Genomic DNA, 22,945 nt, shown 5'->3' with positions numbered 1-22,945 from the left:
GGAGAACAAGGTGAAATTGCTCAGCCAGGAATTGTCCCGGGAACGAATACGGGAGATCGAGCGGCAGCGGGCCATGGCGCGGGTGCGTGCCATGAGGCGTGCGCGCCGGGAGGCCCAGACCCGGGCCGCCCGGGTCCGCCGCGTCCTGATCGGCTGACGAGCTTCAGGCCCGCAGCGGTCGCAGGCCGTCCCCGCCCTTCTTGGATGGTTTGGCGGGGCCGCCTCCCGTTGCGGGCGTCCCGGAGCGTCCGGTCGCCCACTGGCCGGCGCCCCACCCAGCGGGGCCCCGCGCGCCACATCAGCGCGCGGGGCCCCGCTTCGTTCGTTCGCTCAGCCGACGAGCTCGGCGGTGGCGCCGTCGCCCGCGTCCTCGGCGAAGCCGGGGATCCAGGCCAGGCACTCGGCGCGGGCCGGGATCTCGCATTCGAGCTGGCACAGCACGCCGGTGCCGGCCGACAGGACGCGGTGCACGATCACGTACTCCGGCGGGACGTTGAGCTGGCGCACCACGTTGGTGGGACGCAGGTCGGTGACGCGGGCGGCCATGTCGCGCAGCCAGGCGCGGGAGAAGACGAAGGTCTCGTTGACGAACGGCTCGGTGATCGGGGCGAGGAACGCCTGGAGCGACTCGGCGTCGACGTCGACGCCCTCGCGGATGAAGTCCTCGTCGCGCAGCGCGCCCTCGACCTGGTCGATGTCGTCCAGCGTGCCGATGCGCAGCAGGCGGCCCATGCGGTGCAGGAAGTCGGGCTCGATGCGGTCGACGGCGCCGAAGTCCAGGACGCCGAGCCGCCCGTCGGCCAGGATGCGGAAGTTGCCCGGGTGGGGGTCGCCGTGCAGCAGGCCCGAGCGCTTGGGGCCCGACAGCAGGAAGCGGCAGTACAGCAGGGCGGCGTGGTCGCGCTCCTCCTGGCTCCCGTCACTGATGATCTTGGAGAGCGGGGTGCCGTCGATCCACTCGGTGACCAGGACGTCGCCGGACTGGGACACGACCTCGGGGACGTAGAAGTCGGGGTCGTCGGCGGGGAACGCCTCGCGGATGGTGGTCTGCGACGCGGCCTCGATCGAGTAGTCGAGCTCCTCGACGACCCGCTCCTTGAGCTCGGCGAGCATCGACTTGACGTCCAGGCCCGGCATCAGCACGCCGAACAGCTTGCCCAGGCGGGCGAGCTGGTTGAAGTCGCCGATCAGGGCCTTGCCCGCGCCCGGGTACTGGACCTTGACCGCGACCGCGCGGCCGTCGTTCCAGACGGCCCTGTGCACCTGCCCGATCGAGGCGGCCGCGGCGGGGGAGTCGTCGAACGACTCGAAAAGGTCGCGCCAGTCGTCGCCGAGGTTCTCGGCCAGGACCTTGTGGACGGCGGCGGCCGGGAGCGGGGGCGCCGCCTCCTGGAGCTTGGTCAGGGTGGCCCGGTAGGGGCCCGCGATCTCCGGCGGCAGCGCGGCCTCGAAGATCGACAGCATCTGGCCGAGCTTCATCGCCCCGCCCTTGAGCTCACCGAGCACCTTGAACAGCTGCTCGGCGGTCCGCTGCTGGATCTCGACGGCGACCGCCTCGGCCGACTTGCCGAACGTGCGTTTGCCGACGCCCAGCGCGGCGCGCCCGGCGAAACCGAGCGGCAGGGACGCCAGCTTTGCGGACCGCGTCACCGCGCGGTGCGGAAGATCGCTCACGGGCTCCATTGTCGAGGACGGGTCTCGCCCGCGCCACAACGGGGGGCTGTGTTTTCGGCGCGGGTAATCGCATTCCCTTTCTACCAGCGGCTATCGGGGTAAGTGTGTGCTTTCTCACCCTCGCTCGCGGGCCCCGTGAAGGGGCGCGGTACGGTTCGGCCATGGCCGATGCACTGCTGGTGGAGCGCCGCGACGACGGCGTCGCCGTCCTGACGCTCAACGACCCTGACCGGCGCAACGCGATGTCGGACGCGATGACCGCGGCCTGGAAGGACGCCATCGCGGAACTGCGCGTCGACGCCGGGTTGCGGTGCGTGGTGGTCACCGGAGCGGGCAGTGCCTTCACTTCCGGTGGCGATTTGTCATGGCTGGCCGAGAAGAATGCCATTGCCGTCCCGGCGTTGCGCGATCGGATGCTGGAGTTCTATCGCACCTGGCTCGCAATTCGTGATCTTGAAGTGCCGACGATCGCCGCCGTGAACGGTCATGCGGTCGGCGCCGGATTCTGTCTCGCCCTCGCCTGCGATCTGCGTTACGCCGCCGAGGACGCCAAGCTGCTGGCCCCCTTCACCGCGCTCGGGCTCCACCCGGGAATGGCGGCCACCTGGCTGCTCCCCGAGGTGGCCGGGTTGCCCCTCGCCCGCGAGCTGCTGTTCACCGGACGGGCCGTCACCGGCGTCGAGGCCGCCGCGTCCGGCCTGGTCAACAGGGCCGTGCCGCGCGATCACGTCCGCGCCGGGGCCCTCGACGTCGCCACGACCATCGCGGGCCACGCGCCCATCGCGACCCGCCTCACCAAGGCCGCCCTGGCAGGCGGCGGCCATCCCGATCTGGAGGCCGCGCTGCGCTGGGAATCGCTGGCCCAGCCCGTCACCATGGCCTCCCAGGACATGATCGAGGGGCTCACCGCGCAGCGCGAGAAACGCCGGCCTCGGTTCACCGGTGCCTAGCGGCCGCGAGTGCCCGGCGCGCGAACCTTGCGCGGACTTTGTGGAAACAGTGCGGGCACGACCGAAAACAACGTTCTGACCTGGGGGGACGCAAAATGCCCCCTGTGGAGGACGCAAATTTTTGGGTACGGTTCTGGGGTGCCCCCTAACGTAGAGGTCCGCCGCAGCAGCCGACGCCGGCGAACGGTGTCCGCCTACCGCGACGGGGACAAGGTCGTGGTCATGCTGCCCTCCAGGCTCACCAAGTCAGAGGAGGAGCAGTGGGTCGCGACCATTCTCGAGCGCCTGGCCGAGCGGGAGCGCCGCCGCCGCCCGTCCGACGCCGACCTCGAATGCCGCGCGAGCGAGCTGTCCTGCCGCTACCTGGACGGACGCGCCGTGCCCGTCAGCGTGCGCTGGGTGAGCAATCAGAAGACCCGTTGGGGCTCCTGCACCCCCGACGACGGCACGATCCGCCTGTCCACCCGCCTGCGCGGGATGCCGACGTGGGTCGTCGACTACGTCCTGGTGCACGAGCTGGCGCATCTGCTCATCCCCGGCCACGGGCCCGATTTCTGGGAGCTCGTCGGCAACTATCCCAAGGCCGAACGTGCCCGCGGCTACCTCGAGGGCGTCGCCGCCGCCGCGAACCTGCCGATGGAGGGTGACGACGACCTCCAGGACGGCTTCCAGCACGGGGTCGCCGGCTAGCGTGCGCTGCGCCGCCGTCCTTTCCGTCCCGTCCGCCGGGGGAGCCTGCCCACCCGGCGTCGACCCGGACGACTTCCGCCTCGCGCTGCTCGAAGACACCTACGAGGTCGCCGCCGGGCTCGCGATGGTCACCGCAGCCCTGGTGCTCGACCCGCCCGACCAGCCCGCCGCCGAGGCGGTCACCTGGCCCGGCACCCCGATCGTCCGGGAGAACACGCTCGCCGGAGCCTTCGCCGCGCTGCACGCCCTCGGTGCCCAGGAGACCGTGCTGATCGCCGCCGACGCCCCAGACCTGCCCCCGCTGCTGATCGGCAAACTCTTCCGCGCGCTGGGCGGCGCCCCCGCCGCCGCGTGCCAGGCTCCGTCCGGCCTGGTCGCCCTGGCCGCCCGCCTGCCCCTGCCCGGCTGGCTCGGCACGGCCCTCGACGGCGTCGACCTCGACACCCCCGACGCCCTCGCGCGCCTGCGCGCCGCCGCTCCGCGTCCCGGCCTGATTCCCCAGGGCCCGGCCTGGCACCGCCTGCGCACCCCCGCTGACCTGCGCCTTCTCGACCCCGGCCTGGAGGGCTGGGACAGCACCCGCGCCCTCCTCGAAGGTCACCCGCTGCCGTCGTAGCCGGGCCCCTGCCCGAAACCGCGTGCGTCGGGCAGCCACGACGTCGTCGCGGGTCCCCGCTGCCGTCCGACCCCGCTCGCCCGCGCGGGGTCGTTCGTCGGTCCCGGGTGCATCGGACAGCCGCGACCTGGTCGCGGGTCACGCGCTCCCGTCCGACCCCGCTTACCCGCGCGGGGTCGTTCGTCGGCCCCGGGTGCATCCGAAAGCCGCGACGTGGTCGCGGGTCACGCGCTGCCGTCGTAGACGGCCCGGGCGACCAGGTGGCGCAGGGCGTCGTCGGTGGGTTCGGGGAGGTCGTCGACGGGGAACCAGCGCAGGTCGTCGGACTCGGCGCTGATCGCGTGCCGGGCGCCGGGCGGGGCGATCGCGGCGTACTGGACGTCCAGATGCCAGGACCCCTCGGGGTGGCACTTCACGGCGTGCCGGTCGAGCTGGACGGGCTCGGGCAGCAGCCGCAGGCCCTCGATGCCCGACTCCTCGGTGGCCTCGCGCAGCGCGGCCCCGGCCAGCGTCGTGTCGCCGGGCTCGCAGTGCCCCCCGAGTTGCAGCCACGCCTTGATCTTGCCGTGCAGGGTGAGTAGCACCCGCGAGCCCGTCGCGTCCAGCACGGCGGTGCTCGCGGTGAGGTGCCCGGGGGCGCACTCGCGCCACATCCCGTCGGGGTGGGCCTCCAGATGCCGGAGGAAGCCCTGGCGGACGCGGTCCTGGTCGGGATCGGGCGCGCGCCAGCGGCTCAGCACCCCGTATGCGTCGGCGCGGAGCGAGTCGGACCCCGTCATGTCCTGCCGACGCGGGGGTACAGCGAGTTGGCGCGGTGGCGGCGGCGCCGCTCATGGTCGCTCGGACGCTGCCAGCACAGCCCCGACCTGGCCAGTCTCCGCCTGATCACGTTGGTCGCCGACTCGGGCCGCAGCACGCAGCCGTTCACCGAGGAGCCGTCCCTGAGGCTCACGAGCGGGGCTCCGGGTCGCCGTCGTCCGGCTTGTCGTCGCCCTTGTCGTCGGGGTCGGTGAGCTTGGACAGGTCGAGGTCGGAGAGCCCCTCGTCCCGGCCGTGGACGTAGCCGTCGGGGTCGTCGAGATCGTCGGCGGACGGCAGCAGGTCGGGGTGCTCCCACACCGCGTCGCGGCCCTGCGTCCCGCGCACCTCGGTCAGCGTCCGCCACAGCGCGGCCGCCTCGCGCAGCCGCCGGGGGCGCAACTCCAGGCCGACCAGCGTCGCGAACGTCCGCTCGGCGGGCCCGCCGGTGGCGCGGCGCCGCCGGACGGCCTCGGCCAGCTTCACCGAGCCGGGCAGCCGGTCGGCCGCGACCTGGTTGACCACCGTGTCGACCCAGCCCTCGACCAGCGCGAGCGCCGTCTCCAGACGGGCCAGCGCGGCCTTCTGCTGGGGCGTCTCCTCGGGCTGGAGCTGGAGCTCGCCGCCCAGCGCCTCCTGAAGCGCCTCGGGGTTGGACAGGTCGAGCCCCTGGACGGCCTGCTCGATGCCCGACAGGTCGACGGTGATGCCGCGCGCGTAGTCTTCGACCGCGCTGAGCAGGTGCGAGCGCAGCCACGGCACATGGGCGAACAGCCGCTGGTGGGCGGCCTCGCGCAGGGCCAGGTACAGCCGCACCTCGTCGCCGGAGACCTCAAGGCCCTCGCCGAAGGCGTCGACCCCGGCGGGCAGCAGGGCGCCAACGCCGGCGGGCGCCAGCGGCAGCCCCACGTCGGCCGACCCGACGACCTCGCGGGCCAGCGCGCCCAGCGCCTGCCCCGCCTGGCCGCCGACCATGGCCCCGGCCATCTGCTTGACCATGCCGATCAGCGGACCGGCCATCGCCTGCATGTCGGCGGGGATCTCGCCGGACCCCAGCGCGCCGCCCATCGACTCGACCATCCGGGTGGCGATCGGGTCGCACACCGTGGCCCAGACCGGCAGCGTCTGCTCGATCCATTCCGACCGGCTCCAGGCCTGCGGCGTCCGGATGCCCGCGGGCAGTGTCGTGCCCTCGTCCAGCCACAGGTCGGCCAGCCGCAGCGCCTCCTCGACCTGGCGGCGCTCGGCGTCCACGATCGAGGGATCGCCCTGCTCCACCACGCTGTGCCGGGCGATGTTCTTGGCCAGGTCCCAGTTCAGGGGGCCCTCGCCGCCACCGCCGCCCTGGCCGCCGATCATGTCGGCGAAGCGGTGCAGCATGTCGGCGAACTGCCTCATGTCGCCGCCCATGGCATTGAATGGATCCTGGGGCTTGTCGTCGTCGCCGTCCCCTGGACGGTTGAAGCCGAACGGAGTGTCACTCATCGGTTTGCCCCTGGGATGCATGATGGGCTCATATCCGCAACGTTAGCCGGTCATGGCGAAGTCGCGTACACAAGGAAGGGGGCACCCCCGTGGCAACGGGCAAGGTTCGCCCTCGGCGTAGTAAGGGGCCGGTCGTCGCCGTCACCGGGGCGGCCTCAGGAGCGGGACGGCTGCTGGCCGCCCGGCTCGCCGGGCACGCCGAGGTGCGCAAGGTCGTGGCGGTCGACGGCCACCGAGGCGACGTGCCCGGAGTCACCTGGCGTGTCGTCGACATCCGCGACCCCCTGCTGTCCAACCGCCTCTCCGACGTGGACGTGATCGTCCATCTGGACATCGAGGCGTCTCCGGAGGCCGATCCCCGCGAACGCCGCACCCACAACGTCCGGGGCGCCCAGACGGTCGTGATGTCGGCGGCCGCGGCGCGGGTCCGCCGCGTGGTGATGGTGACCAGCGCCATGGTCTACGGCGCCGGGCCGGGCAACGCCGTTCCCCTTCCCGAGGACGCGCCGCTCCTGGCCGAGGCCAACGAGAGCATCGCCGGTGACTTCCTGGAGCTGGAGGACCTGGCGGTCCAGGCCGAGGCGGCCCACCCGGGGCTGAAGGTCACGGTCGTGCGTCCCGCCGCGCTGGTGGGCCCCGGCGTCGACACCGTCGTCACCCGGCATTTCGAGGCGCCGCGGCTGCTCATGGTCAAGGGCAGCGACCCCGCCTGGCAGTTCTGCCACATCGACGACCTGGCGTCCGCCCTGGAGACGGTGGTCACCCAGGACGTGGACGGCCCGGTCGGGGTCGGCTGCGAGGGCTGGCTCGGCCCGGACGAGGTGGTGGAGATCACCGGGAAGCGTCCCTTCGAGCTGCCCGCCGCGGTGACCTTCGGGATGGCGCAGCGGCTGCACCGCCTGGGCATGACGCCCGCTCCGGCCACCGACCTGCACTATGTCGCCTATCCCTGGGCGGTCGACTGCGCCCGCCTGCGCGCCGCCGGGTGGAAACCGTCCTTCGACAACGCCACCGTCCTGCTGGCGCTCATGGACGAGACCGCGGGGCGTCACGCCGTCGTCGGACGCCGCGTCGGCGGCAAGGAGGCCACGATGGCCACCGCGGCCGGTGCCACCGTCGCCGCCATCGGCGCTGCCGCCGCGATCCGCCGCGCCCGCAGGCGCCGCCGCTAGGAGGGCGGGCGGAAGGCCTGGGTGAGCGGCCTCAGGTAGGCGTCGATGAGCCGCCGCCTGGCAGCGGGGTCGTCCAGCGGGATGACCGTCTCGGGGGTCAGGACCAGCGACAGGACGGTCCGGACGATCAGCTCGGCGAAGATGTCGACCTCGAGGTCGGGGATGGCGATCCGCCCGGCCTCGATCTCGGCGCGGGTCTGCCCGGCGATCCACTGGCGGGCCTCGGCGATCAGGGGCGAGCCCTTGGTGGTCAGGTGGGGGAGGATCAGCTCGGGCTCGGTGCGCAGCAGCCGGTTGAGCAGGCGGTGCCCGCGCAGGAAGTCCAGGCAGAACAGCAGGCCCTCGGCGAGCTTGTCTTCGGGGGTCGGCTGGGCCGAGATCACCGCCTCGGTCTTGGTGAGGAAGCGATGCATCTCGCGCATCATCAGCGCGCTGAGCAGGACGTCCTTCTTGGGGAAGTGCCGGTAGATCGTCACGCGCGACACCCCGACGCGGCGGGCCACGTCGTCGATGGTGAAGCGCCGGACGCCGAAGTCCTCGGCCTGCTGGAGGGCCGCGTCCAGAACGCGCTCGGCCGTCCGGTCGTCGACGGGTTCGCTTTTCCGCGCGCGCTGCAGCACACCGTCGAGGATCCCCATGCGCACACTCTAATCCGGTTTACATCTTGACGTAATTTGTTACATGCGTTTTGGTGTGTGGGAGAGGGCGCGGCCCGCGCCCGCCGACACTGGGGGATCGCATGGCCGGACCGCACGCCGCTCCCGACGTCGAGGTCGCGATCATCGGCGCCGGGCTCAGCGGCATCGGGATGGGCATCGCGCTGCGCCGCGCGGGCATCACCGACTTCGTCCTGCTGGAGCGTGCCGGGGACATCGGCGGCACCTGGCGTGACAACACCTACCCCGGCATCGGCGTGGACGTCCCCGCGCAGGCCTACCAGTTCAGCTTCGCCCCCAACCCCGGCTGGAGCCGGGTCTTCGCCCCCGGCGCCGAGGTCAAGGCGTACGTCGACCGGATCGCCGACCGCTACGGCATCCGGCCGCACGTGCGGCTGCGCACCGAGGTCGCCGAACGCCGCTGGGACGCGGCCGCCCGGCTCTGGCGCCTGCGCACCGACGGCGGCGGCGAGGTCACCGCGCGGTTCGTCGTCAGCGCCATCGGGCCGTTCGTCGACCCCAAGCCGGTCGACATCCCCGGCGTCGACGACTTCAAGGGCACGCTGCTGCGCTCCTCGTCCTGGAACCACGACCACGACCTGACCGGGCAGCGCGTCGCCGTCGTCGGCACCGGCGCCAGCGCCGTGCAGCTCGTCCCGGAGGTCGCGCGGGTGGCCGCGCGCATGGACGTCTACCAGCGCACCCCGATCTGGGTCGGCCCCAAACCCGACGCCCCCACCCCGCGCGCGCTTCGCGCCATGTACCGCCGCTTCCCGCGCACCCAGCAGGTCGTCCGGCGCGCGGCCACCCGGGGCGTCGAGCTGATCCTCATCGACCTCGTCCTGGGCCACAAGCGCGCGCCGTTCATCGCCCACGGGGGAGCGCGCCTGGCCAGGACGCTCTGGTACCGCACGCAGGTCCGCGACCCCGAGACCCGGCGCAAGCTGACCCCCGATTACGGGCTGGGCTGCAAGCGTCCCTCGGTCTCCAACACCTACCTGAAGACCTTCAACCGGCCCGGCGTCTCGCTGATCACCGAGCCCATCGAGCGGATCACCGCCACCGGCGTCCGGACGGCCGACGGCACCGAGCGCGAGGTCGACGCGATCGTCCTGGCAACCGGCTTCCGGCTGGCCAGCGACCCCGAGAACTTCCGCCGCACCCCCGTCCTCGGCCGCGACGGCTTCGACCTGGCCACCTTCTACACCGAGCACCGGCTGGCGTCCTACGAGGGCATCAGCATCCCCGGCCTGCCCAACCACTTCATGATGTTCGGCCCCTACGGCTGGATCGGCGGCACCTGGCACCAGCTCGTCGAGATCAACGCGGCCCACATCGTCCGCGTCATCACCGAGGCGCACCGCCGCGGGGCCGACACCGTCGAGGTCCGTCCCGAACCCACCGCCCGCTGGACGGAACGGATGCGCGCACGCCTCGGCCGATCGCTGTTCGCCACCAACGGCTGCGCCACCGCCAACAGCTACTACTTCGACCACCACGGCGACACCCCGTACCTGCGTCCGACCAGCTCGGCCCAGGCCCGGCACGCCGCCCGCACCTTCCCCCTGGACGACTACACCTACGCCGAGAAGAGGACGCCATGACGATCGTCCCGCGCGAAGTCCACGTCCGCCGCGTCGCCTTCACCCACCCCGAAGGCGCGCTCGACCGCCACTACGTGGGCGGAGACCTGGTCATGAGCCATGTGGTGGCCGTCCTGTCGGCGACCTTCCCGCCGGGCGAGGACTTCTTCATCCGCGCCGTCCGCGACCATCGCGACCAGGTCACCGACCCCGCTCTGAAGGAACAGATCCGCGGCTTCATCGGCCAGGAGGTCGTCCACGGCCGCGAGCACGACCACCTCAACCAGCGGCTGCGCGCGATGGGCTACCCCACCCACCGCATCGACCGCGCGATCGAGCGCCTCCTGCGGCTGGTCGACCGGACGATGCCCGGCCGCGTCCGGCTCGGCTTCACCGCCGCCCTGGAGCACTACACCGCCACCATCGCCGAGCGCCTGCTCTCCAGCACCCGCGCCCAGGCCCTGCTCGGCGAGACCGAGGTCCGCAAGATCCTGCTGTGGCACGCCCTGGAGGAGTCCGAGCACAAGGCCGTCGCCTTCGACGTCTTCCGCGCCGTCGGCGGCACCGAGCGGACGCGCCTTTGGACGATGCGCGTCGTCCACGCCGGTCTCTTCCTGGTGCTGCTGCTCGGCACGCTGCGCTCGCTGCTCAACGACCGCGCCGCCCGCAACCCCGTCCGCGTGGCCCGCAGCCTCGCCCGGCTGCGCTACTCGCCCTTCCTGTCGCCCAAGGTTCTCGCCAACATCCGCGCCTACCACCGTCCCGGCTTCCACCCCGACGACTTCGACGCCACCGACCTCCTCGCCCGCTGGCAGGCCGAGCTCTTCGGCCCCGAAGGCACCCTCACCCCCAACCTCAAGTAACCGCCCGGGGTGGGCGAAAACGCGTGTGGGCCGGCCTCGCGGAACGAGGCCGGCCCACACGCGTTCGTCAGTTGGTGGGTGTCGCGCTCGGGCTGGGTGTCGGTGTACCGGTCGGTTTCGTCGTCGGAGCGGCCTGGGCGGTGGCCAGGGCGTCCCGGGCCTTCTTGATGCGGTCCCAGGCCTTGCCCATCTCCGGGTAGTTCCCCTCGCGCTGCGCCTTCTCGTAGTCGGTGACCGCCGTCTGGAGCTCGGTGATCGCCTTCTGGACCTCGGGCGTCAGCTGGGTGTTCTGCTGGGGTGGTTTGTCGCCCTGCTTGGGCGGTGGAGTGGCGCCCGTGGGCTTGAAGATCTCCGCCAGCGCCTCGGAGAGGGTGTTGGCGGCGGCGATACGGCCGCTGTAGGAGACCATCACCTTGCGCAGGCTCGGATAGGGCTGCTGACCGGTGCCTCCGCTCACCTTGGCGTAGACGGGTTCGATGTACATGATCCCGCCGCCGAAGGGCAGCGTGAGCAGGTTGCCGTTCACCAGGTTCGTCCCGGACTGCTTCAGCGAGAGCAGCTGGTCCTGCACCTTGGTGTCGGTCGCGAACTTGCCCTGGACGAGCTCGGGCCCGTCCAGCAGCGAATTGCGCGGCAGCTCCAGCAGCCGGATCCGGGCCGGGTCGGATGAGGTGTCGGCCGCCATGAACGCCGCCAGGTTCCCGCGTTTCCTCGGTGTGAACACCGAGGTGAGCGAGAACTGCGGGTCACCGCCGCCGGGCATCCGCACCTGCTGGTAGTACGGCGGCTGCGTGTTGCCCTTGTTGCTCGGGTCTTCGGGGACTGACCAGAAACCCTCACCGTTGAAGAACGGGTCGGGCTGGGTGACGTGGTACTTGGCCAGGATCCGCCGCTGGACCTTGAACAGGTCGAGCGGGTAGCGGAAGTGCTCCTTGAGGCCGGGCACCTTGTCGATCTCGCTCTTGGGCTCGACGGTGTTCTTGAAGACCTTGCGCCAGGTCTTGAGCACCGGGTCGCTCTGGTCCCACTCGTAGAGCTTGACCGTGCCGTCGTAGGCGTCGACGGTCGCCTTCACCGAGTTGCGCATGTAGTTGATGCGGTCGTTGGTCTGCTTGGCCACGGCCGTGCGCGTGTCGGTGATCGTGTCGCGGGTGGCGTCGCCCAGGCTCATCTTCTCCGAGTAGGGGAAGCCCGCCGAGGTCGTGTAGCCGTCGATGATCCACATGATCTTGCCGTCGACCACCGCCGGGTACGGGTCGCCGTCGATGGTGAGCCACGGCGCCGCCTTCTTCACCATCTGGCGCGGCGCCCGGTCGTAGAGGATCTTGGCGCCGGGCTTGATGGCACCCGAGAGCAGCAGGTTCTTGTCCTGGAACTTGGTGGCGTACAGCAGCTTGTTGAAGAACGAGTCGATGGCGATCCCGCGCTTGCCCGTGTAGCTGGTGTACTTCTGGCCGCCCACGCTCTTGTCGTCGGGGTAGTCGAGCTCCTCCTGGCCCTTGCCGCCGACGACCGAGTAGTCCTGGGACCGCTCGCCGAAGTAGATCTGCGGCTGCTTGATGCCGATCTTGGAGTCGGTCGCGACCGGCATGTCCTTGGTCAGGAAGCTCGGGTTGCCCTCGGCCTCGACCCGGTCGCCATAGGCCGAGACGAACCCGTAGCCGTGGGTGTAGACCATCCGGTCCTTGACCCAGCTGCGCTGGGTCGCCGGGGCCCCGGTGATCTCACGCAGCGCGACGATCGAGTCGACGGTCTTGCCGTCGACCTTGTAGCGGTCGACGTCGAGCGCGTCGGGGAACTTGTAGAAGTCGCGTCCCTGCTGGAGCCGCTGGAACGCCTCGCCCACCACGTTCGGGTCCAGCAGCCGGACGCCGTCGGTCTCCAGCTGCTTGGCCTGGCCCGACAGCTGCTTCTCGTCGGTCGTGGGAGTGGCGCCGTAGGACTCGGGCTTGACGTTCTCGACGCCATAGGCCTTGCGGGTGAACGCGATGTTGCGCTCGATGAACTTGCGCTCCTTGGCGAGCTCGTCCGGCTTCACCTGGAACTGCTGGATGAGCAGCGGGTAGACGCCGCCCACCAGAACGGCCGACAGCACCAGCAGCGTGAAGCCCACGCCGGGCATCATCATGCCGCGTCGCAGCAGGTTGCTGAAGAACAGCACCGCACAGATCAGGGCTATGACCGACAGGATCGTCTTCGCCGGTAGCAGCGCGTTGACGTCGGTATAGCTCGCGCCCGTCACCACCCCGCGTTCGGATTGCGCCAGGCCGTAGCGGTCGAACCAGTAGGCGAACGCCTTCAGCAGGACGAAGACGCCGACCAGCACCGACAGATGCGCCCGGGTGGGCGGACTGGCCTTGTCGCCCGGACCCTGTAGGCGCAGGCCGCCGTACAGATAGTGGACGATCACGGCCGCGAGGATCGACAGGATCACCGTCGCGAACACCACGCCCAGCACCAGCCGCAGGAACGGGTAGGTGAAGACGTAGAACGAGACGTCCTTGCCGAACTGCGGGTCCTTGACGCCGAAGGACGTCCGGTTGAGGAAGGCCAGGAAGACCGGCCACTGCCCCGCCACCGACGAGCCGGTGAGCAGGGCGAGCATCCCCAGCAGACCGCCGGCGATGAGCCTGCGGCGCGGATCGACCACGGCACGGTAGCGCTCGAGGCCCTGCTGCTCGACCGAGAGCGGCCGGTAGGCGGGACGCAGGCGGTAGGCGACCACCACGTTCGCGCCGACGACGACGGCCATGAGCGCGCCCGAGCCGAGGAACAGCAGCGACTTGGCCCACAGCTCGGTCGTGTAGACCGACGAATAGCCGAGCGATCGATACCAGAGCAGGTTCGTCCAGATCGAGGTGAAAACAAGGAACGCGACGAGGAGAACCGCCAGCGCCACCAGTACAGGTAGCAGCAGCCGGGTCCTGCCGGTTCCGAGCCGGCGCCCGAATCCGGGAGTCCGGAAGGTCAAGGGCCCCTCCGTTCAAAGGTCATGCCCACCGGCGGCCCGCCGGTGCTGTCTATGCAACTTACCGACTTGCCGGGGGGTTCCCGCATTTCCTCCACGCGATTGGGGGAAAGAATGGGCGCGTGAGTCTCCTTGAAGAAGTCGTGCTGGATCTGGAACGCCACTCCGCCCAGGAGGGATGGGACGCCGCCCCCCGGCTGTACGCCCTGGTAGAGAGCGGGCAACTGCGCAAGGCGGAGCCGGAGCTCGCCGACCAGCTGGGCCTGTCGGCCGAAGTGTCCACCCTCGCCGCGCTCGAACAGCCGGCGCTGCCCGAACAGGCCGCCGTGGAGGACGCCCTCGCCACGATCGCGTGGCCCGACGCCGTCACCGGCTGCGCGCTGGTGCTCGAACGCGTGGTGCTGCCACCGGGTGCGGAGGAGGAGATCCCCGAGGACGAGGCCGAGGCCGCCCAGTTCGCGGCCGAACACCCCAAACGCGAAGACGTCCGGATGGTCGTCGGCGTCCTGCGGGACGGCACCCGCCACTCGGCCCTGCGCCTACGCCGCCACGACGCCGACGACGAGTTGCTCGTCGGCCCCGACCTGGTCCCCGCCCTGGCCGACGCCCTGGCCGCCACCCTGGAGCCGGACGAACCCGTCGCCGGGTAGCCTGCGGGGCGTGAGCGAGGTCATCAGGCTGTGCACGGTCCGCGAGACGCCCCTCTCGGTGGACGAGGTGTTCACCGCGGTCCAGGATTCGAGCGCGGGCGGGGTCGCGGTGTTCGTCGGAACGGTCCGCGACCACGACCACGCCCGCGACGTCACCGCCCTGTCCTACAGCGCCCATCCCTCGGTGGAGCGCGAGCTCCGCGCCGTCATGGAGAAGGTCGCCGCGGACTACCCCGTCCGGGGGCTGGCCGCCGTCCACCGCGTCGGTGACCTGGAGATCGGCGATCTGGCCGTGGTCGTGGCGGCGTCCTGCCCCCACCGCGCCGAGGCGTTCGCGGCCTGCCGCGCCCTGATCGACGAGCTGAAGGCGCAGGTGCCGATCTGGAAGCACCAGACCTTCGCCGACGGTGGGGACGAGTGGGTCGGGGCCTGCTGAACGGGCGATGGCGCATAGAGTTTCCGGCATGTCCCGTCGTGGTGCCACCCTCGTCGCCGCCAGCGTGCTCATTCTGGTGCTCGCTCTGGTGGGTTCGATCATGCCCGTGCCGTACGTCGCCCTGATGCCCGGGCCGACGACCAACACGCTGGGCACCAACGAGAAGGGCGAGCCCCTCATCAAGATCGAGGGACGGCAGACCTACCCCGGCTCGGGACACCTCAACTTCACCACGGTCACCTACCGGGGCGGCCCCGGCAGCCGCATCGACCTGTTCAGCGCGCTCAAGGGCTGGATCGACGGCGACATCGCGATCGTCCCCGAAGAGACGATCTTCCCCAAGAACGAGTCGCGCAAGGACGTCGACGAGCAGAACACCCGCCAGATGCGCGACTCCCAGGAGAGCGCCGAGGCCGCCGCCCTGCACGAGATGGGCATCAAGGTCGACACCCAGGTCACCGTCGACTCCGCCCAGAAGGGCCTGCCCGCCGACGGCAAGCTCCAGCCCGGCGACGAGATCATCGCGGTCGACGGCACCAAGATGACCACCGTCGCCCAGGTCACCGAGTCGATGAGCAAGCGCAAGCCCGGCGACTCCGTCGAGGTCACCGTCAAGCGCGGCGGCAAGGACCAGAAGATCCCGCTGACGACCGTGGCCTCCACCGACGGCAAGAAGCGCGCCGTCGTCGGCGTCCTGCTCAGCGACCAGTACAAGTTCCCCTTCAAGATCGACATCAGCGTCGGCGACATCGGCGGCCCCAGCGCCGGCCTGATGTTCTCCCTCGCCATCATCGACAAGCTCACCCCCGGCCCCCTCACCGCCGGCAAGTTCATCGCCGGAACCGGCACCATCACCGCCAACGGCGTCGTCGGCCCCATCGGCGGCATCCAGCAGAAGATGATCGCCGCCCGCCGCGCCGGCGCCACCATCTTCCTCACCCCCAAGGACAACTGCGCCGACGCCAAGGCCGCCCGCCCCGACGGCCTCCGCCTGGTCAAGACCGACACCCTCAAGACCGCCCTGGCCGCGATCAACGCCATCAACTCCGGCAAGGGCGACGTCCCCGCCTGCTAGCGCGGAACCGATTTGGTGAACCCCCGGGGATGCCATACAGTTAAGACATCACCGCGGGGTGGAGCAGTTCGGTAGCTCGCTGGGCTCATAACCCAGAGGTCGCAGGTTCAAATCCTGCCCCCGCTACTGGTCCTTGGGCTCGTCTGGTCGGACGCTTTGCGTCCTTCCCGGCGGGCCCATTCGCTTCCCCCGGGGGGACGACCCCCCGAACCCCCCGGCCGTGAGGGCTCCGCCCCCACACCCCCCTGGGGCTCCCGCCCCTCGCCCCCAACTACAAGGCCCTCGCTCCGCTCGGACAGTCTTCCTTGGGGCTTCGCCCTTGGTGGGGGCTCCGCCCCCTTGCCCCCTCCACTCGGATTCGGGTGCCGAGATTGGAAAGTGCCCAGCTCGTGCAGAGCAACCCGAAACTCCGCTGGACACACCTCACCGGGTAGAACTACGCCTGGACATCTACACCGCACATGTGGCAGGGGCTGGCCTGGTGAACGGGTGACCCCGTTGCGTTCGGGCACGTGGGTCCAGCCCCAAACGCGCTCGTGCCCCGCCAACCGCAAGGCCCTCGCTGCGCTCGGACAGTTTCATTGGGGCTCCGCCCCCCACGCCCCCCTTCGTTCGGATATGTGGGCTGGCGTTTCAGTGCTCACGACTCGGGGGGAGGCGTTGCGGGGGGTCTGCCTGCGAAGCCGAGTCGCTCATGTGACCGTGAACTCATCGCCTATCTGGCGTTCACACGGACTCAGTCGGGGGCGCCTTGCGATCGCCTGGTCGGGTTCAAGGAACTGTTTGTCGAATCGGTGAGCGAGCGCGTTGGCAAGACGACGGCGCAGTTCGGTCAGCCGCTCGATGCGCTCGTCGAGCTCGGCCAGCCGGCGGTTGGTGATGTCGACGATCGGGCAGTCGCCTGGTTGCGGCATGTCCAGGCCTTCGACCACTGCCCGGACATCACTGATCGTCAGGCCTGCCGCCAGCAGCTCCCTTACGGTCCGTAGCCGGTGGACGTCCTCCTCGTCGTACTCACGATGGCCCGATGTCGTGCGCCGTGCCGCGAGCAGCCCTCGCTCTTCGTAGAAGCGGAGCGCTCTCGGGGTAAGCCCTGCCGCTGCCGAGGCTTCGCCGATCCGCATTCCTGGTCCTCCCTTGGACTCACAGCTCCACGAGCACCGCACCGATATGGCGCCCTTCAAGCAACTCGCACAACGCACGAGGTGCCTGATCGATGCCAGAAAGACGCGTGTGGGGGAAGACGAGCGTCTGGTCGCGGAGTCCACGACCGAACTCCCGCATCGCTTGGGGGATGGCGTCGAGGTGGTCGCTGCCCGCGATGCCGCGCAGTGTGATCCCCCGCAAGATGAGCGCACCCGTGTCGATCTCGACCGGAGCACTGAAGCCACCCGATGTCTGGCTGGACATCGTGCCGACGAGCGCGACGCGAGCGCCGCGTCTGGCAACCGCCAGAGCGGCAAGGAGTTGTTCGCCGCCGACGTTGTCGAAGACTACGTCGATGCCGTCCGGAGCCGCCGTGCGCAATTGATCCTCGACAGGGTCCTCACCCCGGATGACCACGGCGTCGTACCCCAGGTGCCCGACCAAGTACTCACCCTTGCGCCGGGAACCCGTGCTGCCGATCACGCGCGTTGCCCCACGCAGCCGAGCGAACTGTCCTGCGAGGGAACCGACACCACCCGCGGCACCGGTGACGAACACCGTGTCCCCACTCCGCACCTCGGCAGCCCGCACAACGCCCAGCCATGCGGTCAACCCCTGAGACAGGTGCGCACCCAAGTCAGGCAACGAGTCTGCGTCAGCACGCCGCACCTCGGCCGCCTCGAGGGCGGCGTACTCCCGCCAGCCCTGGTTGTGCACGACGAGATCGCCAGGACTCAAGTCGGCGTCCGCCGAAGCGATCACTTCGCCGATGGCCGGCCCCCACAAGGTCTGACCTGGCTCGTATGCCGGCATGGGCAAACCGATGTCGCCATCCATAAGTGTGCGCATCACGGCGGTGACGCTCATCATCCGATTGCGGACGAGCACTTGGCCGGGGCCGTACTCGGGAACGGGAGCCTTGACGACCCGGAGGTGATCGGTCCTGAACGTCCCTTCCGGACGGGCAGCGAGACGCACTTCACGATGGGCGGTAGGCACAGCAATGGTCATGGCGGCAACGTTAGGAGTTGACGTTCACGTCAAGTGCAAGCCGTGAAGCCCGCCGTCGCGCCGCAGGTCGATCAGGAACCGCATGTTGATCCCGCCGGGAGTCGGGGTACCGGCAAGGCTGGTGTCACCTGGTACACGTGATTGAGTTCGCCCAGCTCAGCGGCGATGTCCCCGAGAGCTGTGGAGGGACTTTCCCTGATCGTCGGGCGCGGGTGATCGTGCACGGCCAGTATTGATCCGGATTCGTGGGGTTGTGGGGCGGCTCGGCCGTCCTTTCGTGAAAAGTCCGGATGTCGCGTGGCTCGTGTGCTGGACGAGGACGAGCTTGCCGGGAACTGGACGTTGGTCGGGGACGAGCTGGACCAGGTGTCCGGCCGGCGGGCGCGACGAAACTTGGGTTCGTGTTGCTGTTGCGCTTCTATGCGGTGCACGGCAGGTTCCCGGCGGGCGGTGCCGAGATCCCGACCAGGCCGTCACCTACGTTGCCCGCTTGGTCGAGGTTCCAGCGTCGAGCTGGGTCTGTATGAGTGGGATGGCCGGACGATCAAGGCGCATCGCGCGGACATCCGTAAGTACTTCGGGTTCCGCGAGTGCTCGGTTGCCGACGCCGACCAGGCCGCAGACTGGCTGGCCGTCAAAGTGTGCGAGAAGGAACGGCAGGTCGATCGAGTCCGCGCGGAGCTGCTGGCGCATCTGCGGGAGGAGCGGATCGAGCCGCCGACCCGGGACCGCGTTCGCCGGATCATCGGGACGGCGCCGCGACGGGCCGAGCAGACCCAGACCGCCCGGATCGCCGGACGCATCCCGGCCGAGTCGATCCCGCGGGTGCTCGCGCTGATCGCCAGGAGCGTCGATCCCGGCGATGACGCCGAGGAGGCGGCCGGAGCCGACGTGTTCGCGCTGGTCCGGGAAGAGCCGGGCAACGCGAGCGTGAAGACGATCGAGCGAGAGGTTTCAAGCTGAACACGATTCGCGCGGTCGGGCTGCCGGACGACCTGTTCGCCAGCGTCGCGCCGAAGGTGCTGGCGGGCCAGGGTCGCGGCCGAGGCCCCTTCGCACCTGCGGTCGCAGGACACCCTGGTCGACCTGCTCATCTCCACGGTGCACCGAATCAACGCCCGCCGACACCAAGGTCACCAATGAAGACGGCGATCCGGGACCGATGGGGCGACGTGCCGTTGATGGACATGCTTACCGAGACGGCCTTGCGGACGGGGTGCCTGAACGTCTTCACCCCCGCCGGGACCCAGAACCACCTAGACGCCCAGGTGCTGTCCGAACGGCTTCTGCTGTTGATCTACGCCTACGGCACCGGGACCCGCGCGGTCGCCGCCTGCGACCACCCTCACACCGAGGACGACCTGCGGTACGCCCGCTTCTCTCAGAATGGATCATTTATGAGAACGCCAGTCACGGACCCAAGTGGAGGGCCATCACGGCAGCCGCATCTGCCCTTCCCCGACCGGCATCTCCGCGTGTCGGCCGCCTGAGCGCTGCTGCCAGGTGACCGCGCCCTCTCCGTTTTCGGGCTGGCCGTCGGGTGGGTTCGGGTGAGCCGGGATGGGGTGCTTGTGGACCTTTGTCAGCGCCGTGCGGGGCGTCGGCGTCAAGATGGCGATCATGGGTATGGGCAAGGGCTGGTGGCCGTGGCTGGCGGTCCTGGCGGTGGTGGCCGGGTTGCTGGTGCTGGCTGGGCTGACGTTCGCTCCGCTGTTCGATGAGGCCAAGACCGACAGGCCGGGGGATGCGGCGGACCTCGCGCAGTTGGCCGGGCTCGTTCTCGCCGCCGCGGTGGCCCTCGTCAGTACGGTGCGGTGGGCCCGGCAGCGCTCCCGCCGGCTTGGCGCCGCCGCACCGGCCGCGGACACCCTGGCGGAGGCCAAGCAGGTGCTGGCCGAGCTGGTGGACCAGCAGTGGAAGGAGGAGGCGCGGCTGCGGTCGCTGGATGACCCCGACCCGATCCCGGTGCGGTGGCGGACCACGGAAGCGACCGAGGTGATGGACCACGCCGTCAACATCGACCCGTCCGCCGGACCCGCCGGTGGGAGCGCGGGCGGGCCGGCCCGGTTGTGGTGGACGGCCTCCAGCGCCGACATCGGCGCACTGGCCGACCGGTTCCGCCGCACCCGACGGCGCCGGCTGGTGATCCTGGGCGGACCGGGCACCGGCAAGACCACCCTGGCGCTGCAACTGCTGCTGCACCTGCTGGCCACCCGCGACCATCACCCCGGCGAGCCGGTCCCGGTGCTGCTGCCGGTGGCCGACTGGGACACCCGACGCCACCCCCGCCTGCAGGACTGGATCGCCGACCGGCTCACCGGCGACTATCCGGCGCTGCGCTCACCGGAGCTGGGCGCCGAGGTGGCGCGGGCCCTGGCCGCGCGAGGGCATATCCTGCCGGTCCTGGACGGTCTGGACGAGCTGCCCCCACTCGCGCAGACCGCGGTGATCACCGCGCTGAACCGGTCCCTGGGCGGGGACGACCAGCTCGTCCTCACCAGCCGCACCACCGAGTTCACCGCCGCGGTCACCACCGCCGGGGACGTGATCACCTCCGCCGCCGTGCTGGAACCACGCCCGCTGACCCCCGCGGCCGCCGCCGACCACCTCACCCGCTGCCTGCCACCCTCCCCCGGACCGGCCTGGCAGCAGACCCTGACCGCGCTGCGCGCCACACCCTCCGCCGACCAGACCCCGCCCGGCCAGGCAGCGGCGCTGGCCGACCTCGCCGCCACCCCACTGGGACTGTGGCTGGTCCGCACCGTCTACACCGCACCCGGCGCCGACCCCACCCCACTGACCGACCCGGTCCGCTTCCCCACCTCCGCCGCGCTCCAGGCCCACCTGTTCGACCAGATCATCCCCACCCTGATCGACGCTCGTCCTCCCAGCGACAACTCCGCCGACCCCTTCCGCCCCCGCCGCCGCCACGACCCCGCCCAGGTCCGCCACTGGCTGGGATACCTGGCCCACCACCTCACCACCCAACCCGCCCCCGGCGGCCACGGCGGCCAGGGCACCCGCGACCTCGCCTGGTGGCGACTGGCCGCCACCACCCACACCTTCACCCCCACCACCCGACTCCGGCTCACCCTCACCCCCACCCTCACCACCGGACTCGCGGTCGGGCTCACGTTCGGGCTCATGACCTCGGGAGGGCTCGCGGCCGCGCTCGTGGTCGGGTTCACGACCGGGCTCACGGCCGTGCTCGCGTCCGGGCTCGCGTACGGGCTCACGTTCGGGCTCACGGCACGGTCATGGGCGCAAGACTCACCCGGATACGCCGACCTGCACATCCGCCGACGCTCGACCGCCCTCGCCCGCAACCTCGCGACCAGGCTCCCACTCGGACTCGCGTACGGGCTCGCAGCCGGGCTCGCGTCCGGGCTCGCGTCCGGGCTCGCGGACAGGCTCGCGTACGGGAACTCGGGCGGCTTCGGGTGGGAGCTCACAGGCTGGCTCGTGTCTGCTGGGCCCGTGTTCGGACTCCCGCTCGCGCTTGCGCTGGGGATCATGGCTTGGGCAGCGACACCAGCGCCGACCCACCACGCCACAACACCGATGAGCAGCTGGCGCACCGACCGGAAACTGAACCTGCTCCGCGTCAGCGCCCCCACCCTCGCATTCGGGCTCGCGTTCACGCTCGTGGGGCTCATGGGCGGGCCCGTGGTCGCGCTCACGTTCGGGCTCGCGTTCGGGCTCGCGGTCGGGTTTTCGGGCGGGCTCACGGTCGGGCTCGCGTTCGGAAAACACCGGGCCTGGTGGGCCTACCTGATCGCCACCCGGAAACTGGCACGGGCCGGTCACCTGCCACGCCGGCTGATGCCCTTCCTGGACGACTGCCACCGCCTCGGCCTGCTACGCACGGCCGGCCCCTACTACCAGTTCCGCCACGCCGAACTCCACGACCACCTCGCCGCAACCCACCCGCCCCCGCACAACACCGGCTGACGCCACCGCCCCACCTGACCAGCAACACCAACACCGCCCCGCCAAGACCGCAGGGCAGCACACCCGGAAGGCCGGACGGGCCGCCACCCCCGCGACACCGGCAGTCCAGAAAGAAGCCCTGCTACCTGGCGGCCAAGGCCACGTTCGGGAGAAAAGCGCCAGTTCCGATGCTCTGGTAGACCCCTAACCCAAATCGAGCCCCGATAGCACGCCACTGGTCGTTCGGCTGCCGGCACCATACCCCGCACAAGATCAATCTCAGCGATAACTACTGTTCCTGGGTTCCTCAACCCCGAACCTGCTGGTGACCGAGCGGGTCTTCGGGCGGTTGGGAGCCGCTGTCCAGACCAGCGTGTTCATCGTGCTGGCCACCCACCCGGACCTGCGCGCCGACGCGGACCGCCTTGAGGCGGCCGACGCCGCCCTCGACGACAGCGTCGATCCCCATGGCCCGCGTGTCCAGGAACTCGACGAGCGGCACTGTGCCCACCACAAGGCCCTGATGCGGGCTATCGAGGCGACCAGGACACCCCAGGCGACAGCTGATTGCCCACGGTAGGCATCGACGAGCGAGCCCCCTGCGGTGTCGCTGGGTTGAGCGAGTGCTTAAGTTGGGGTAGCTTGGGTTTTGAGCGGTCGCTTAAATGGGAGGGTGGGCATGAGTGAGTCGGGTCGGATCGTGGGGCGGGGGGTGGGTTACGGGGCGTTGAGCGGGTTTCTCTTCGCGGAGACGGTGCTTGTGGCGCTCGCCGTGGCCTCGGTGATCATGGATGGGGGTGAGGATCCGACCACTTCCGGGTTCTATGTGTTCTTTGTGGCGTCCGCCATCTTTGCTGCCGTGGTCGGGGTGGTTCCTGGGCTTGTTGTGGGGTTGTTGAGTGGAGTGGTGTTCGCTCTGAGTGCGCCGAACCTGGTCGGGCGGCCCGGGCGTGTGCGGTTGGCTGGGTTGCTTGTGGGGCCGGGGCTCAACGTCCCGCTGGTGCCCTGGATTTTCTTGAGTGATGCCTGGTGGGTGCCGCTGGGAGTCATCGTGGGGATGGGGCTGTTGGGGATGTGGTTCGCGCCGCGAGTGCTGTACGGGAGGCCTGCTGGTGAGGCGGGTTAATTTGCCTAAGGGTGTGGGTGGCCATAGAGTTAAGACATCGCCGCGGGGTGGAGCAGTTCGGTAGCTCGCTGGGCTCATAACCCAGAGGTCGCAGGTTCAAATCCTGCCCCCGCTAC

At 70.4% G+C, this 22,945-nt stretch carries 23 protein-coding genes and 2 tRNA genes; 17 read left to right on the top strand and 8 right to left on the bottom strand.

The window, feature by feature from the left end; all coding sequences use genetic code 11:
* The first annotated feature begins 10 nt into the window (after positions 1 to 10).
* Positions 11 to 157: a hypothetical protein gene (locus ACQPY4_RS32430; RefSeq protein WP_433327396.1), complete on the top strand. Its 147-nt coding sequence runs from the start codon at positions 11 to 13 to the stop codon at positions 155 to 157.
* 173 nt (positions 158 to 330) lie between these two features.
* Here the strand turns inward: ACQPY4_RS32430 and ACQPY4_RS32425 are convergent, their stop codons facing one another.
* Positions 331 to 1,674 (bottom strand): ABC1 kinase family protein, encoded by a 1,344-nt coding sequence (locus ACQPY4_RS32425; protein WP_433327394.1) that lies wholly within the window; start codon positions 1,672 to 1,674, stop codon positions 331 to 333.
* Between the two features lie 161 nt (positions 1,675 to 1,835).
* Between ACQPY4_RS32425 and ACQPY4_RS32420 the strand changes: the two genes are divergently transcribed.
* The 3 genes from ACQPY4_RS32420 to ACQPY4_RS32410 all read left to right on the top strand — a co-directional run bounded on the left by ACQPY4_RS32420 (position 1,836) and on the right by ACQPY4_RS32410 (position 3,930).
* Positions 1,836 to 2,624: an enoyl-CoA hydratase/isomerase family protein gene (locus ACQPY4_RS32420; RefSeq protein WP_433327392.1), complete on the top strand. Its 789-nt coding sequence runs from the start codon at positions 1,836 to 1,838 to the stop codon at positions 2,622 to 2,624.
* Between the two features lie 138 nt (positions 2,625 to 2,762).
* The gene (locus ACQPY4_RS32415; protein WP_433327390.1) at positions 2,763 to 3,314 is read left to right on the top strand and encodes a M48 metallopeptidase family protein; all 552 of its coding nucleotides are present in this window, start codon (positions 2,763 to 2,765) and stop codon (positions 3,312 to 3,314) included.
* A 1-nt stretch (position 3,315) separates the two neighbouring features.
* Complete coding sequence (locus tag ACQPY4_RS32410; RefSeq protein ID WP_433327388.1) at positions 3,316 to 3,930, top strand: DUF2064 domain-containing protein; 615 nt, start codon at positions 3,316 to 3,318, stop codon at positions 3,928 to 3,930.
* Positions 3,931 to 4,154: 224 nt separating this feature from the next.
* Here the strand turns inward: ACQPY4_RS32410 and ACQPY4_RS32405 are convergent, their stop codons facing one another.
* The 3 genes from ACQPY4_RS32405 to ACQPY4_RS32395 are packed head-to-tail and all read right to left on the bottom strand — an operon-like array spanning position 4,155 to position 6,213.
* Positions 4,155 to 4,709, bottom strand: a complete 555-nt coding sequence (locus ACQPY4_RS32405) for an NUDIX hydrolase (protein ID WP_433327386.1) — start codon at positions 4,707 to 4,709, stop codon at positions 4,155 to 4,157.
* Positions 4,706 to 4,882, bottom strand: a complete 177-nt coding sequence (locus ACQPY4_RS32400; protein ID WP_433327384.1) for a hypothetical protein — start codon at positions 4,880 to 4,882, stop codon at positions 4,706 to 4,708. The genes ACQPY4_RS32405 and ACQPY4_RS32400 overlap by 4 nt, the downstream gene beginning before the upstream one ends.
* Complete coding sequence (locus ACQPY4_RS32395) at positions 4,879 to 6,213, bottom strand: zinc-dependent metalloprotease (RefSeq protein WP_433327382.1); 1,335 nt, start codon at positions 6,211 to 6,213, stop codon at positions 4,879 to 4,881. The genes ACQPY4_RS32400 and ACQPY4_RS32395 overlap by 4 nt, the downstream gene beginning before the upstream one ends.
* Positions 6,214 to 6,302: 89 nt before the next feature.
* Between ACQPY4_RS32395 and ACQPY4_RS32390 the strand changes: the two genes are divergently transcribed.
* Positions 6,303 to 7,385 (top strand): NAD-dependent epimerase/dehydratase family protein, encoded by a 1,083-nt coding sequence (locus tag ACQPY4_RS32390; protein ID WP_433327380.1) that lies wholly within the window; start codon positions 6,303 to 6,305, stop codon positions 7,383 to 7,385.
* Here ACQPY4_RS32390 and ACQPY4_RS32385 read toward each other — a convergent pair.
* Positions 7,382 to 8,023, bottom strand: coding sequence for a TetR/AcrR family transcriptional regulator (locus ACQPY4_RS32385; RefSeq protein WP_433327378.1), 642 nt, complete (start codon positions 8,021 to 8,023; stop codon positions 7,382 to 7,384). The two genes, ACQPY4_RS32390 and ACQPY4_RS32385, sit on opposite strands and share 4 nt — an antisense overlap.
* 101 nt (positions 8,024 to 8,124) lie before the next feature.
* On the opposite strand from ACQPY4_RS32385, the gene ACQPY4_RS32380 reads away from it, so the two are divergent.
* Together ACQPY4_RS32380 and ACQPY4_RS32375 are read left to right on the top strand one after the other, a co-directional pair.
* Positions 8,125 to 9,645 (top strand): flavin-containing monooxygenase, encoded by a 1,521-nt coding sequence (locus tag ACQPY4_RS32380; protein WP_433327376.1) that lies wholly within the window; start codon positions 8,125 to 8,127, stop codon positions 9,643 to 9,645.
* The gene (locus ACQPY4_RS32375; protein WP_433327374.1) at positions 9,642 to 10,487 is read left to right on the top strand and encodes a metal-dependent hydrolase; all 846 of its coding nucleotides are present in this window, start codon (positions 9,642 to 9,644) and stop codon (positions 10,485 to 10,487) included. The genes ACQPY4_RS32380 and ACQPY4_RS32375 overlap by 4 nt, the downstream gene beginning before the upstream one ends.
* A gap of 67 nt (positions 10,488 to 10,554) precedes the next feature.
* On the opposite strand, the gene ACQPY4_RS32370 is transcribed toward ACQPY4_RS32375, so the two are convergent.
* The gene (locus ACQPY4_RS32370; RefSeq protein ID WP_433327372.1) at positions 10,555 to 13,458 is read right to left on the bottom strand and encodes a UPF0182 family membrane protein; all 2,904 of its coding nucleotides are present in this window, start codon (positions 13,456 to 13,458) and stop codon (positions 10,555 to 10,557) included.
* 119 nt (positions 13,459 to 13,577) lie between these two features.
* Between ACQPY4_RS32370 and ACQPY4_RS32365 the strand changes: the two genes are divergently transcribed.
* The 4 genes from ACQPY4_RS32365 to ACQPY4_RS32350 all read left to right on the top strand — a co-directional run bounded on the left by ACQPY4_RS32365 (position 13,578) and on the right by ACQPY4_RS32350 (position 15,742).
* Positions 13,578 to 14,105, top strand: a complete 528-nt coding sequence (locus ACQPY4_RS32365; protein WP_433327370.1) for a PPA1309 family protein — start codon at positions 13,578 to 13,580, stop codon at positions 14,103 to 14,105.
* A gap of 10 nt (positions 14,106 to 14,115) precedes the next feature.
* Positions 14,116 to 14,541 (top strand): molybdenum cofactor biosynthesis protein MoaE, encoded by a 426-nt coding sequence (locus ACQPY4_RS32360; protein WP_433327368.1) that lies wholly within the window; start codon positions 14,116 to 14,118, stop codon positions 14,539 to 14,541.
* 28 nt (positions 14,542 to 14,569) lie between these two features.
* Positions 14,570 to 15,616, top strand: coding sequence for a YlbL family protein (locus ACQPY4_RS32355; RefSeq protein WP_433327366.1), 1,047 nt, complete (start codon positions 14,570 to 14,572; stop codon positions 15,614 to 15,616).
* 52 nt (positions 15,617 to 15,668) lie between these two features.
* Positions 15,669 to 15,742: transfer RNA gene (locus tag ACQPY4_RS32350), tRNA-Met, on the top strand.
* A 566-nt stretch (positions 15,743 to 16,308) separates the two neighbouring features.
* Here ACQPY4_RS32350 and ACQPY4_RS32345 read toward each other — a convergent pair.
* Both ACQPY4_RS32345 and ACQPY4_RS32340 read right to left on the bottom strand, forming a co-directional pair.
* Positions 16,309 to 16,740, bottom strand: coding sequence for a MerR family transcriptional regulator (locus ACQPY4_RS32345; RefSeq protein ID WP_433327364.1), 432 nt, complete (start codon positions 16,738 to 16,740; stop codon positions 16,309 to 16,311).
* A gap of 19 nt (positions 16,741 to 16,759) precedes the next feature.
* Positions 16,760 to 17,773, bottom strand: a complete 1,014-nt coding sequence (locus tag ACQPY4_RS32340) for an MDR family NADP-dependent oxidoreductase (protein ID WP_433327362.1) — start codon at positions 17,771 to 17,773, stop codon at positions 16,760 to 16,762.
* Positions 17,774 to 18,079: 306 nt separating this feature from the next.
* Here ACQPY4_RS32340 and ACQPY4_RS32335 point away from each other — a divergent pair, with 306 nt between their 5' ends.
* The 6 genes from ACQPY4_RS32335 to ACQPY4_RS32310 all read left to right on the top strand — a co-directional run bounded on the left by ACQPY4_RS32335 (position 18,080) and on the right by ACQPY4_RS32310 (position 22,944).
* Positions 18,080 to 18,736: a DUF4158 domain-containing protein gene (locus ACQPY4_RS32335; protein ID WP_433327360.1), complete on the top strand. Its 657-nt coding sequence runs from the start codon at positions 18,080 to 18,082 to the stop codon at positions 18,734 to 18,736.
* A gap of 176 nt (positions 18,737 to 18,912) precedes the next feature.
* Positions 18,913 to 19,263 (top strand): Tn3 family transposase, encoded by a 351-nt coding sequence (locus ACQPY4_RS32330; protein WP_433327358.1) that lies wholly within the window; start codon positions 18,913 to 18,915, stop codon positions 19,261 to 19,263.
* Between the two features lie 79 nt (positions 19,264 to 19,342).
* Positions 19,343 to 21,724 (top strand): NACHT domain-containing protein, encoded by a 2,382-nt coding sequence (locus ACQPY4_RS32325; protein WP_433327356.1) that lies wholly within the window; start codon positions 19,343 to 19,345, stop codon positions 21,722 to 21,724.
* Positions 21,725 to 22,028: 304 nt separating this feature from the next.
* Positions 22,029 to 22,283 (top strand): hypothetical protein, encoded by a 255-nt coding sequence (locus tag ACQPY4_RS32320; RefSeq protein ID WP_433327354.1) that lies wholly within the window; start codon positions 22,029 to 22,031, stop codon positions 22,281 to 22,283.
* A 99-nt stretch (positions 22,284 to 22,382) separates the two neighbouring features.
* Complete coding sequence (locus ACQPY4_RS32315) at positions 22,383 to 22,829, top strand: hypothetical protein (RefSeq protein WP_433327352.1); 447 nt, start codon at positions 22,383 to 22,385, stop codon at positions 22,827 to 22,829.
* 41 nt (positions 22,830 to 22,870) lie between these two features.
* A tRNA-Met gene (locus ACQPY4_RS32310) sits at positions 22,871 to 22,944 on the top strand.
* The last annotated feature ends 1 nt before the right edge of the window (position 22,945 follow it).

It is taken from the genome of Spirillospora sp. CA-294931 (genome assembly GCF_050946795.1).
In the GTDB taxonomy this organism is placed as follows: Bacteria; Actinomycetota; Actinomycetes; order Streptosporangiales; family Streptosporangiaceae; genus Spirillospora.
Note: the sequence above shows the minus strand (reverse complement) of the source record. Positions and strands in the feature narration are given on the sequence as shown.